Origin of the sequence: Vibrio lamellibrachiae, assembly GCF_050337265.1 — a bacterium.
Classification (GTDB): domain Bacteria; phylum Pseudomonadota; class Gammaproteobacteria; order Enterobacterales; family Vibrionaceae; genus Vibrio; species Vibrio kyushuensis.
Map to the genome: position 1 here is coordinate 195036 of NZ_JAKJSU010000011.1, position 12126 is coordinate 207161.

A 12126-nucleotide genomic window follows, 5' to 3' on the forward strand; every position below is an offset into this window, starting at 1 on the left:
GTTAAATGACAAGTAGGTGACGTTTTATTTTAGGTACGATGAAGATTGCCCTCACTTGAATGCGAGGCACAAAAAAGGGAGCAGCTGCTCCCTTATAATTAAGATTTAGACGTTCTTAAATAAGACAGTCCCGATTTTAGTTACTAGGTACTAGGCATCAATAGCCTCATGTTTATGGACCAAACCAAAATCAGCAAGCACAGCGTATGCTGCGGGGATCATAAACAGCACCAGTAATGTCGAAGCAAAAATACCGAACACAATTGAAACCACCAGCGGTTGAATGACCTGAGCCTGTAGACTGGTTTCAGTCAACAGTGGCAAAAGACCTGCTGCGGTGGTTATTGAAGTGAGAAAGACCGCGCGAAAGCGTTCTCGACTCGCTTTAACAACCGATGTATGGACATCGTCTCCATCATCGACATGATGACGAATATACTGCACCAATAATATTGAGTCGTTCACGACAATACCTGCCAAAGAGACAAAGCCCATCATGCTTGGCATGCTTAGTGAGTGCCCTAAAAGTATATGCCCCCATACCACACCGATGAATGCCAATGGAATCGCAAGCATCACCACGAACGGTTCTAAATAGCTTCGGAACTGATAGCTGAGTATCGCGAATACACCAAAGAGACCAAGTAAGAATCCTTTACCCATTGAAGCCCCCGTTTTCGCTGCATCTTTCGCTTCCCCTTCAAAATCAAAACGAAGCCCTGGATACTTATCAAGTAACTTTGGAGCGAGTTCTTTTCTAAACTGAGCAACAATGGCTGACGAACTGACTTTATGGCCATCGATATCACCAAAAACACTCACAGTTCTTAGCCCATCAATTCGTTGAATACGGACATAATTGCGCTGAAAATCTAGCGTCGCGATAGTGGCAAGTGGAACCTGACTGCCGTCAGGCAGAATAATGGGAAAATTAGCCAGCTGCTGAAGATCACCCGCTTGCGTTTTATTCAACCGTACTTCAATGGAGATATTTTCCACCCCAACTTGGATCTCATCCGCCGTTTGACCAAAAAATGCGGCGCGCAGTTGCCCTGCAATCATCTGTCCATTTACGCCATAAGTCTCGGCGCCTGAACGAAGCTTCACTAAGATCTCTTCTTTACCCATTCGCATGTCATCTAATACGCCAGAGACACCGTCAAACTGATTAAGGTACTGCTGGATATCAATCGATGCGGCTTTGAGCTCATCAAGATCGTCATGTTTAATTCGAATATCAATCGCTCGCCCACCCGGCCCCATGGTTGGCTGCTTATAAACTAATGAAATAGGATCCGCTAACTCCCCAACGTCCTCTCTCCATGCTGCAACAAAATCATCGATTAATGTGTTTCGTATTTCGGCACCAAGAAGATCGAGTCGAACAGTGGCAAGGTGCGGCCCTGATTCATTGGCGTCAGCATTGACATTAAACTGTGTCGTCACATGCTGAATCAATGGTCGGCCATTCTCGACCTCTTCACTCCATTCAACGTTTAACTTCTCAGCAGAAGCCACGACTTTCTCGACCACACGCTCTGTTTGAGACAGAGAAGCTCCAGGTGGAAGTATGATCCTTACTTCAGCTATATCACCATCTAAGTCAGGGAAAGGTTGAAATTTAAGTACTCCACCAGCAATCGTTGCAACAGAAATCAGCATTAGTGCAGCGACACCGCCCAAAAATGCATAACGGTACTCAACCACCTTAGTCACAGCTACCACGAGCTGCTTATTACGAAACTGCTCAAATTTTTCCAGAAGGACTTTTTTGAACTTCAAAGGTTCACGTTCTTTCTTCTGGTTATGTAGTGAGTGTGATAGATGATTAGGAAGAATAAGAAACGCTTCCACCAAACTCAGCACTAAAACCAAGATTAATACTTGTGGAACCGCTTTTAATACTGCGCCCATCTCACCATCAAGGAAGAGCAAGCTACCGAATATACAAATCGTCGTTAAGAAAGAAGAGAGTACGCCTGGAAAGACTTTCTTCACGCCATTAATCACCGCATCATCAATGCTCTGCCCCTTATCTAAATGAGAGGCGACTGACTCTGCGATAACAATCGCATCATCCATCATGATACCAATCGCCATTAAGAGGCCAACTAACGACATGATATTGATGGATAGCCCAAGGTTCGCCATCAAGAACATCCCGCCTAAGAATGCCACCGGTAACCCAGCTGCAACCCAAAAAGAATAACGAAAGCTAAAGAAGAGCCACATGGTCGCAAATACTAATATAATTCCCTGCCACCCATTTTTAAGCATCATCGTCAGGCGATCCCACAGCACGGAAGAGAGGTCGTTGGTCAATTCAAGCGTGACACCATCTGGGCCGATTAATTGCTGGGCAGCAACAAACTCCGTTACTTTCTCTTTGATCCTAAGTGCATCATCCTCTTTATTTTTACTCACTTTGAGCAATGCAGATGGGTGACCATTAAAATAGACTTTCTGTTCATCAAGTTCGAAACGATCACTGATTGTTGCAATATCTCTCAAGCGGATAAGAGAACCGTTAGGCCCTGAGCCCACGACAATACTTTCCAATTCAAAAGGCGTAACGCGTCTTTCATCAAATCGAATCAGAAAGTTTTTATCTGTCGTTTCAATATTGCCGCTGGGCAGTTTTACATTCTGACGTTTAATTTGTTCTGCAATATCCCCAACGCTGATACCAAGTTGCCTTACAGCTTGAAGGTCCAATTCAACTCGTAATTGATGGTCAGAGAACCCACTGACTTCCACTAAGGACACGTCATAATCAAGCTTAAGAATTCGCTTTAATTTTTCAGCGTAAGCTTTTAACTCTGGCCAAGTAGTATTAGCTGACACTGCAACATCCACTACGGGTTCATTCCAATCCAACTCTTGAACCATTGGAGATTCAATCTCTGTTGGGAAGTCATTAATCGCATTGATTTGAGTCTGCACATCCACAAGCATACGACCAATATTCGCTTTACTATTAAGCTTAAGCGTTAACCTTGCAGAGCCTTCGATTGCTTCACAGCGTGTCTCTTCAATATTGGCTAGACCATCAACCGCATCTTCCATTCGTACACAGATACTTTCTTCAACTTCTTGAGGCGACGCTCCTGGGTAAACCACTGCAGCCATAATGTAAGGCGGAGTAAATTCAGGAAAGGTTTCGCGCTTAATTGTCGTTAAAGTGGATATCCCAAGAATAAGTAGCGCGAGCATCAACAAGTTGGCAGCCGTTGGATGTCGAGAGAAGAAACGGATCATATCGCTGACTCCTCATTCACTTGATCTTGTACTGGCTCTTTAAGCAACATTCCTTCAATCGCTGGTAACAGGTCATTTAATATTAATCGCTGCCCTTGCTCGATATCACCATCAATAACGACGTGATTATCGCGCCTATAGAGTACTTCGACCGTTTCAATTACTAATCGCTCTTGTTCGTCTTTTAAGTAAATTCGATCGCCATGCAATGCTCTCTCGGGAATCACCCAACTTGGATTCGCTTGACCTTCTATCGACGCTTTAACAAACATACCGTTAACTAAAGGGGGAACAGAGTCAGGGGTAAGATCTTTATAATCCTGAGAGATCTCTAAGATCACGCCAGCTGTCGCTTGGTTAAGATCAACCGTTTCACTGATCCTTGCCACTTTTGCAGGCCAAGTCGCCGCCATGCTACCGCTACTGAGCTCGATTGATGCTTGGATAAACGTCATATCGACTTGCGGGATGCCTGACTCATCTCGACCAAAGTCGCCAAGGCTCGACACTAATGTCTGCATGTCATGAATGGAAAGCTGAGCTTCGACTTCCATGACACTAATACCATGAGCAATGATCATCGTTTGTTGTAGATTCACTACTTGGTTTTGTTCAATTTCAACTTCAGAAATGCGTAAATCCCGTGGCAATACAATGGACGTTTTAGTCAGTAATCGCTGCGCTTCTTGAACCTTAGCTTCGTTCACATTGACTACAGCCTCGGCTACCTGTCTTTCATCGGGCATGAGCGCTAATTGATGCTCTATATCTAGCACCAACTTTTGTTGAGACAAATTGCTTTGCTGCTGCTGATCAACATCTGACTGCGATGTTAAGCCTTTCTTACGCAGATCCAATTTTCTCTGTAATTCTGTATTCGCAATCTTTAAGCGATTCTTTTCAATGTCTAACGTATGTTTTAAGTTTGTCTCATCAAGGTTCAGTTTCGCCAGTGATGTTTGGCTGGATTTAAAGTCTGCCTGAGCTTGTACAAGCTTTAACTCATAATCCAAAGGATCAATCCTCAAGACTTCGGTACCAGCAACCAATACCTGGCCTTTTTGCAGTTTTGGGTGGCGATAAACAACTTTACCAGTCACTTCGGCAATCGCTTTCCACTCAACTTTCGGTGCCACTTTGCCAAAGCCTATCGCAAGTGGTGCAATGGCCTTAAGTGTCATAGGCACAGTTTCCACCAATCTTGCTCGATCCATTGCGGGTTTTACGGGTAAAGAAGGCTTCATCTTCACGGCTAAGACTAAAATCACCACTCCAATTATGACAGCAGGGAAAAATAAAAATTTACGGTTAATGGTCATGCCAATATCCTTATAGAGAATTCGGGGTTAAAAAACCCTGTGTCATGAGTTTTACGTTGTGCTCAAATAATCGAGCTAAAAATTCTTCATTAAGCTCTACACCGTGAAGCTTGAGCATGGCGGGAGGCGCAATAAATGGAAAAACCATCAAACTTATATAAGAAATACGACACAGCTTTTCATCCATATCAGAGCGGATCACCCCACTTGCTCGCAATTTTTCAAATATCAGCATCTGCATAGGGCGAACAATGTCTAAGAACACTTTTTCCACTAATTGTCTCTGTTTATCATCGGCAGGCATATTCATAGTGTTCATGATCAGTCGGGGCATCTCTGGAATCTTAATCATGGCTCGATAATAAGTTCTCATCAGATCAACCAAATTTTGATGTGATCTGTCTTTTATTAACAGCGCCATCTGTTGCTTCATTGGCGACAACGAATCACGCAGCATCTCTTCAAACAAGCCCTCTTTATTGCCGAAGTAGTATCGGATCATTCCAATATTAACCCCTGCTTTTTCAGCAATGATCCGTGTAGATACTTTGTCATAAGGCTTTACAGTAAAGAGATCCCTTGCGTGAGTTAACAGCAAAGCTCTTGATTCGGTTTTGTCACGCGGCCGCCCCACTTTTCGAGATTCACTGTTTTTTATCGATGCGCCAGTCATTAGATTTCCATATATTAATCGGACGATTAATTATAGATGGATTACATAGCAATCGACAGTGCAATAATTAATCACTAATTCATCATTTGATTAATTAATGGTTTAAAGCGTAATAAGGCATGAACTGATCCGATATGCATAAAAAAACAACTTAATGGTTGACGTTACAACGCGAGTGCGGTACTAATTTGTTAACTTAATTTTGTGGTTTCTTTAACTCCTAATAGGAAGTCGTTAACAATGACAAAGAATTTTTCTATCCTGCTCAACCTCCTCCTTATCGTGAACAAATCGCGCGGGTAGGTCATGGAAGAAAAATAGCCACACAAGAATTCCAAAAACCCGCACTGAGATGCGGGTTTTTTTGTAATTATCGACCGGAAGTAAACGATTAACTGACGCAAAAGACGTCTAGTCACTAAGGAAGCAAACATGAAAGATCAGGTCATTATATTCGACACCACGCTACGTGATGGTGAGCAAGCGTTATCAGCAAGCTTAACAGTTAAAGAGAAGCTGCAAATTGCCTACGCGCTCGAACGTCTGGGTGTTGATGTGATTGAGGCCGGTTTTCCTGTTTCTTCACCGGGTGATTTTGAGTCGGTTCAAACCATCGCTCGTAACATCAAAAACAGCCGTATCTGTGGCCTTTCCCGTGCTGTCCCTAAAGATATTGATGCCGCAGCTGAAGCGTTAAAAGTCGCCGAGGCTTTCCGTATACATACGTTTATTTCAACGTCCACTATTCATGTTCAAGACAAACTTCGCCGTAGTTATGATGATGTGGTTGAGATGGGTGTTAGAGCAGTTAAACATGCGCGTAAATATACCGATGACGTAGAGTTCTCGTGTGAAGATGCCGGACGTACTCCAATCGACGATCTTTGTCGCATGGTTGAAGCTGCTATTAATGCAGGTGCTAATACCATCAATATTCCAGACACGGTTGGCTATACAGTACCGAATGAGTTTGGTGGCATTATACAAACACTTTTCAATCGCGTACCTAACATCGATAAAGCCATTATTTCAGTTCACTGTCACGATGACTTAGGTATGTCGGTTGCTAACTCGATTGCCGCTGTTCAAGCCGGTGCTCGTCAAATTGAGGGAACGATTAACGGTATAGGTGAACGTGCTGGTAACTGTTCACTTGAAGAAATAGCGATGATCATCAAGACTCGCGAAGAGTTATTAGGTGTGCATACAGGACTAAAACACGATGAGATTCATCGTACGAGTAAATTGGTAAGCCAACTGTGTAACATGCCAATTCAAGACAATAAAGCGATTGTCGGTTCGAATGCGTTTAGCCACTCTTCAGGAATTCACCAAGATGGCATGATTAAGAATAAGAACACTTATGAAATCATGACACCTGAATCAATCGGTCTAAAAAATAAAGCACTTAATCTAACAAGTCGAAGCGGCCGCGCAGCTGTGAAAAATCATATGGACTCCATGGGCTACAAAGATGAAGAGTATAACTTGGACGCTTTGTATGACGATTTCTTGAAATTAGCCGACCGCAAAGGACAAGTGTTTGATTACGATTTGGAAGCATTAGTCCACTTCTCAAACCTTCGTGAAGAAGATAATTACTTCAAGCTAAACTACCTAAGCGTTCAATCAGGTAGCGTAATGGCAACAACCAGTATCAAGATGTTATGCGGTGATAAAGAGACCGCTGAAGCCGCTGTAGGTAATGGCCCGGTAGACGCTCTTTACCAATGTATCTATCGTGTTACTGGTTATGATATTGTTCTAGACAAGTTTGATCTTACAGCAAAAGGTGAAGGTGAGGACGGCCTAGGGCAAGCAGACATCATCGCCAACTATAAAGGTCGCAAGTACCACGGTACAGGTATCTCAACCGATATTGTAGAAGCCTCGGGCCAAGCGCTATTGCACGTTATCAATAGTATTCATCGTGCTGACGAAATCGCTGAAATCAAGCAGAAGAAAATCGCGACGGTTTAATAGAATAAATGCGTTCTAGCCTAGTGAAGAGATCCTTCAAAGGCTAGAAACAACAATCAATATTTAAAGGATTAACATGACAGACAAAACTTACAAAATCGCTATTTTACCAGGCGATGGTATTGGCCCAGAAGTAATGCAACAAGCACATAAAGTTCTTGATGCCATTGAGAAGAAGCATGCGATTGGTTTCTCTCGTGAAGAGCACGATGTCGGTGGTATTGCGATTGATAACCACGGCTGTCCACTACCAGAAAGCACGGTTAAGGGTTGTGAAGAATCAGACGCAGTTCTTTTCGGCTCAGTAGGCGGTCCTAAGTGGGAACACCTTCCGCCAAATGATCAGCCAGAGCGTGGCGCACTTCTTCCACTTCGTAAGCATTTCCAACTGTTTTGTAATTTGCGTCCAGCGCAAATTCACGCAGGTCTTGAAGCATTCTCCCCGCTTCGTGCCGACATTTCAGGGAACGGTTTTGACATTGTTGTTGTTCGCGAACTAACAGGCGGTATCTACTTCGGTCAGCCTAAAGGACGTGAAGGCGATGGTCCAAATGAAAAAGCGTTTGATACCGAGATTTATCATCGATTTGAAATTGAACGTATTGCAAAGATTGCATTTGAATCAGCTCGTCTACGCGACAAGAAAGTCTGCTCAGTCGACAAAGCGAACGTACTACAGAGCTCTATTTTGTGGCGTGAAGTGGTTGAAGAGATTGCAAAAGACTACCCTGATGTTGAGCTTTCTCATATCTACATCGATAACGCGACAATGCAACTGATCAAAGACCCTTCTCAATTTGATGTCATGCTTTGTTCAAACATCTTCGGTGACATCATTTCTGATGAGTGTGCAATGATCACAGGCTCTATGGGAATGCTTCCTTCAGCAAGCCTTAACGAAAGTCAGTTCGGTCTATACGAACCAGCAGGCGGTAGTGCTCCTGATATAGCAGGTAAGAACATTGCTAACCCAGTTGCTCAAATCCTATCAGCAGCATTGATGCTTCGTTATAGCCTTAACGAAGAAGCAGCAGCTCAAGATATTGAAAATGCAGTATCTAAAGCACTGTCAGCCGGTGAATTAACGGCAGATCTTGCGGGTAATAATCCAGCACTAACAACATCAGAAATGGGCGACAAAATCGCTGAATACATTTTAAATTCATAATAAAAATTACAGTCGTCAATTATGAACAATAAAACCAATGACTGTACCTCTAGGTCATTGGTAAAAAGACGACAAGGAAAGAAAGCAATGTCTAAAACACTATATGAAAAAGTCTACGATGCCCATGTTGCTGTCGCAGCAGAAGGTGAAAACCCAATTCTTTATATTGATCGCCACTTAGTTCACGAAGTGACCTCACCGCAAGCGTTTGATGGCCTGCGTGAAAAAGGGCGTAAAGTACGCCAAGTGAGCAAAACGTTCGCGACAATGGATCACAACGTATCGACCACAACCAAAGACATCACCGCTTCAGGCAAGATGGCGCAAATCCAAATGGAAACGCTGTCAAAAAACTGCGAAGAGTTTGGCGTTACCCTTTACGACTTAAACCACAAATACCAAGGTATTGTGCATGTCATGGGGCCGGAGCTAGGCATTACCCTACCAGGTATGACAATTGTATGTGGTGATTCCCATACAGCGACTCATGGTGCATTTGGTTCATTGGCATTTGGTATTGGAACCTCTGAAGTTGAGCACGTACTAGCAACTCAAACCCTTAAGCAAGCTCGCGCTAAAACGATGAAAATCGAAGTTAAAGGCAAAGTAGCGCCTGGCATTACAGCAAAAGATATCGTGCTTGCCATTATTGGTAAAACAACGGCTGCTGGAGGTACGGGCTACGTTGTTGAGTTCTGCGGTGAAGCGATCACTGATCTTTCGATGGAAGGCCGCATGACCGTTTGTAACATGGCCATAGAGCTAGGTGCTAAAGCAGGCCTTATCGCTCCGGATGAAACGACATTCGAATACATTAAGGGCCGTAAGTTCTCGCCACAGGGTTCTGACTTTGATGCTGCTGTAGAATACTGGAAAACCTTAACGACCGATGCTGATGCTCAGTTTGATGCCATAGTTACGCTAGACGCAGCAGCTATCAAACCGCAAGTAACTTGGGGAACTAACCCTGGTCAAGTAATCTCAGTTGATACTCCTATTCCATCACCAGAAAGCTTTGCAGACCCTGTCGAAAAAGCATCAGCAGAGAAAGCTCTTGCTTACATGGGACTAGAAGCGGGTAAGGCTCTATCTGATTACAATGTAGATAAAGTATTCGTAGGTTCATGTACTAACTCTCGTATCGAAGACATGAGAGCAGCTGCGGAAGTGGCTAAAGGCCGCAAAGTTGCTTCACACGTTCAAGCTCTGATAGTACCAGGCTCTGAGCAGGTAAAAGCACAAGCAGAAGCAGAAGGGTTAGATAAGATTTTCATTGAAGCAGGCTTTGAATGGCGCTTGCCTGGCTGCTCTATGTGTCTTGCTATGAATAATGACCGATTGGGCCCGCATGAACGTTGCGCGTCAACTTCAAACCGTAATTTCGAAGGACGACAAGGTCGTGACGGTCGCACGCACCTAGTTAGCCCTGCAATGGCAGCAGCGGCAGCTGTCGCTGGTCACTTTATTGATATTCGCGAACTTTAGGAGGCGAGTTTTATGTCAGGTTTTAAACAACATACAGGTTTAGTCGTTCCTCTAGATACGGCGAACATCGATACCGATGCAATTATCCCAAAACAATTTTTACAACGAGTTTCTCGTCTAGGGTTTGGGAAAAACCTTTTCCACGATTGGCGCTTTCTTGATGATGCGGGTGAGCAACCAAACCCAGAGTTTGTAATGAATGCTCCACGCTATAAAGGCGCTTCAGTCTTATTGGCGCGAGAAAATTTCGGCTGTGGTTCATCTCGTGAGCACGCACCATGGGCATTGGCTGATTATGGCATTAAAGCAATGATTGCTCCGAGTTTTGCCGATATTTTTTACGGAAACTCAATCAACAACCAAATGGTGCCTGTTCGCCTTACCGAGCAAGAAGTGGATGAAATATTCCAATTTGTTGAGGCCAACGAAGGTTCGCAAGTTGAAGTCGATCTAGAAGCAATGAAGGTTCGTGCAAACGGCAAAGAGTACGGATTTGAAATCGATGAATTCCGCCGTCATTGCCTACTTAATGGCTTAGACAATATTGGCTTAACTCTTCAGCATGAAGAGAAGATATCAGCCTATGAAGCGAATATCCCAAGCTTCTTAAAGTAACGAGTGGTTACTAATCTGAAATTAATCACAAAAGGCTGGTATCGATACCAGCCTTTTTTATACCTATTATTTTATTGAAGCCACCCTATGAAAGAAAAATAACGACACCGAGGTCTACTTACTAAATCAAAATGGATTCAACTAATGAAAAATATATTCACACTTCTTCTACTCACTCTCTCCTTTTCCACATGGGCCGCACCAAAGGCTGAGTTATGGTCTTACTGGGAGAAAAGTAATGAGCAAGCAACGGAGAGCATCTCCCACGACGATTGGCAGTTGTTGCTAAACAAGTACCTGATCGCCAACAATCAACACACCCTGTTTAGATATGGTGACGTGAGTAAGCAGGATAAAAAAAAACTGGAAGATTATTTAGAAAGGCTAGCTTCACTATTACCTCAAAATTATTCAAAACAAGAACAATATTCATATTGGGTAAACTTCTATAACGCACTAACGGTAAACCTAATTTTGGATAATTACCCAACTAAGTCTATTACTAAACTTGGAGGCTTTTTTAGCTTTGGGCCATGGGGAAAGGAGATTATTACTGTTGATGATAAGAAACTGACTCTAAATGATATCGAACACAGAATCCTAAGGCCTATATGGAATGATCCACGCACTCACTACGCGTTAAATTGTGCCAGTTTAGGTTGCCCGAACCTTCAACCAAGTGTATTTACCGCTACTACTAGTGAAACGTTGTTAGAAAAAGCAGCTGATGAGTTCATAAACAGTGTTAAAGGCGCAGAGTTGTCTGAGGGCAAGCTTCAGCTATCTTCTATCTATGACTGGTTTGCAGATGACTTTGGCTCGAAAGAAGAGCTGTTTATTCATTTAGCTCAATATCGCCCTGAGCTATCTCAGTTTCGTGGCAAGGTTAGCTATGATTATGATTGGGCCCTTAATGGGGAATAATTAAGATCAACGGGAAATAGCCAAATTCATTAGATCGTAAAAAGCAAAAAACCTCAGCATTTCTGCTGAGGTTTATGACTTTCATCTCGACACCAATTCGGTGGAGGTATAATTAAAGCCTGACGATGTCCTACTCTCACATGGGGAAACCCCACACTACCATCGGCGCTATTGTGTTTCACTTCTGAGTTCGGCATGGAATCAGGTGGGTCCACAATGCTATGGTCGTCAAACAAATCTCTAACTATCGTATTAAACGCTAGTGTTAAACTGGTGCTGATACCCAGACTCGAACTGGGGACCTCACCCTTACCAAGGGTGCGCTCTACCGGGCTGAGCTATATCAGCATGCTGTTTTTAGTCTAATGGACTAAAAAAGCCCGTTACAATTACGGGCTATTTTCTCTTTGCCTTAAAAAGGAAAAGATAAATTTAAAGCCTGGCGATGTCCTACTCTCACATGGGGAAACCCCACACTACCATCGGCGCTACTGCGTTTCACTTCTGAGTTCGGCATGGAATCAGGTGGGTCCGCAACGCTATGGTCGCCAAGCAAATTCTAAAATTCGGAAAACTGATTATAAAAGTTCAAACACGCATTCAATGTTCTCATATTGAGTCCACAAAACCCCTTGGGTGTTGTATGGTTAAGCCTCACGGGCAATTAGTACAGGTTAGCTCAATGCCTCACAGCACTTACACAC

The 12126-nt window shown here is 43.4% G+C and carries 8 protein-coding genes, 1 tRNA gene and 2 rRNA genes; 5 read left to right on the plus strand and 6 right to left on the minus strand.

Annotated elements, in window-relative coordinates; translation table 11 throughout:
* Positions 1-150 precede the first annotated feature (150 nt).
* Genes L4C54_RS19035 through L4C54_RS19045 form a run of 3 tightly spaced genes read right to left on the minus strand, consistent with a single transcriptional unit; the run spans position 151 to position 5250 of the window.
* The gene (locus tag L4C54_RS19035; protein ID WP_428809375.1) at positions 151-3258 is read right to left on the minus strand and encodes an efflux RND transporter permease subunit; all 3108 of its coding nucleotides are present in this window, start codon (positions 3256-3258) and stop codon (positions 151-153) included.
* A complete protein-coding gene (locus L4C54_RS19040; RefSeq protein WP_428809376.1) occupies positions 3255-4577 on the minus strand; it encodes an efflux RND transporter periplasmic adaptor subunit in 1323 nt (440 codons plus the stop codon). Before L4C54_RS19040 ends, L4C54_RS19035 begins: the two co-directional genes overlap by 4 nt.
* A 10-nt stretch (positions 4578-4587) precedes the next feature.
* On the minus strand, positions 4588-5250 hold the full coding sequence (locus L4C54_RS19045; protein WP_428809377.1) for a TetR/AcrR family transcriptional regulator: 663 nt from the start codon (positions 5248-5250) through the stop codon (positions 4588-4590).
* A gap of 432 nt (positions 5251-5682) precedes the next feature.
* Between L4C54_RS19045 and leuA the strand changes: the two genes are divergently transcribed.
* The 5 genes from leuA to L4C54_RS19070 all read left to right on the plus strand — a co-directional run bounded on the left by leuA (position 5683) and on the right by L4C54_RS19070 (position 11422).
* Positions 5683-7230 (plus strand): 2-isopropylmalate synthase, encoded by a 1548-nt coding sequence (leuA, locus tag L4C54_RS19050; protein ID WP_428809378.1) that lies wholly within the window; start codon positions 5683-5685, stop codon positions 7228-7230.
* A 76-nt stretch (positions 7231-7306) separates the two neighbouring features.
* Entirely contained in the window at positions 7307-8398 is a 1092-nt protein-coding gene (gene leuB, locus L4C54_RS19055; protein ID WP_428809379.1) for a 3-isopropylmalate dehydrogenase, read from the plus strand.
* An 87-nt stretch (positions 8399-8485) separates the two neighbouring features.
* On the plus strand, positions 8486-9883 hold the full coding sequence (gene leuC, locus L4C54_RS19060) for a 3-isopropylmalate dehydratase large subunit (RefSeq protein ID WP_428809380.1): 1398 nt from the start codon (positions 8486-8488) through the stop codon (positions 9881-9883).
* A 12-nt stretch (positions 9884-9895) separates the two neighbouring features.
* A complete protein-coding gene (leuD, locus tag L4C54_RS19065) occupies positions 9896-10498 on the plus strand; it encodes a 3-isopropylmalate dehydratase small subunit (protein WP_428809381.1) in 603 nt (200 codons plus the stop codon).
* Positions 10499-10642: 144 nt separating this feature from the next.
* Positions 10643-11422, plus strand: a complete 780-nt coding sequence (locus L4C54_RS19070) for a DUF547 domain-containing protein (protein ID WP_428809382.1) — start codon at positions 10643-10645, stop codon at positions 11420-11422.
* 117 nt (positions 11423-11539) lie between these two features.
* Here L4C54_RS19070 and rrf (L4C54_RS19075) read toward each other — a convergent pair.
* The 3 genes from rrf (L4C54_RS19075) to rrf (L4C54_RS19085) form a co-directional block, all read right to left on the minus strand.
* Positions 11540-11655, minus strand: a 5S ribosomal RNA gene (rrf, locus tag L4C54_RS19075).
* A 38-nt stretch (positions 11656-11693) separates the two neighbouring features.
* Positions 11694-11770, minus strand: a tRNA-Thr gene (locus tag L4C54_RS19080).
* Between the two features lie 89 nt (positions 11771-11859).
* Positions 11860-11975: ribosomal RNA gene (rrf, locus tag L4C54_RS19085) — 5S ribosomal RNA — on the minus strand.
* Between the last annotated feature and the right edge of the window lie 151 nt (positions 11976-12126).

Bases quoted from the DNA above. Each gene is read 5' to 3' on its own strand.
- L4C54_RS19035 (WP_428809375.1), bottom strand. From the start codon at position 3,258: ATGATCCGTTTCTTCTCTCGACATCCAACGGCTGCCAACTTGTTGATG.
- L4C54_RS19040 (WP_428809376.1), bottom strand. From the start codon at position 4,577: ATGACCATTAACCGTAAATTTTTATTTTTCCCTGCTGTCATAATTGGA.
- L4C54_RS19045 (WP_428809377.1), bottom strand. From the start codon at position 5,250: ATGACTGGCGCATCGATAAAAAACAGTGAATCTCGAAAAGTGGGGCGG.
- leuA (WP_428809378.1), top strand. From the start codon at position 5,683: ATGAAAGATCAGGTCATTATATTCGACACCACGCTACGTGATGGTGAG.
- leuB (WP_428809379.1), top strand. From the start codon at position 7,307: ATGACAGACAAAACTTACAAAATCGCTATTTTACCAGGCGATGGTATT.
- leuC (WP_428809380.1), top strand. From the start codon at position 8,486: ATGTCTAAAACACTATATGAAAAAGTCTACGATGCCCATGTTGCTGTC.
- leuD (WP_428809381.1), top strand. From the start codon at position 9,896: ATGTCAGGTTTTAAACAACATACAGGTTTAGTCGTTCCTCTAGATACG.
- L4C54_RS19070 (WP_428809382.1), top strand. From the start codon at position 10,643: ATGAAAAATATATTCACACTTCTTCTACTCACTCTCTCCTTTTCCACA.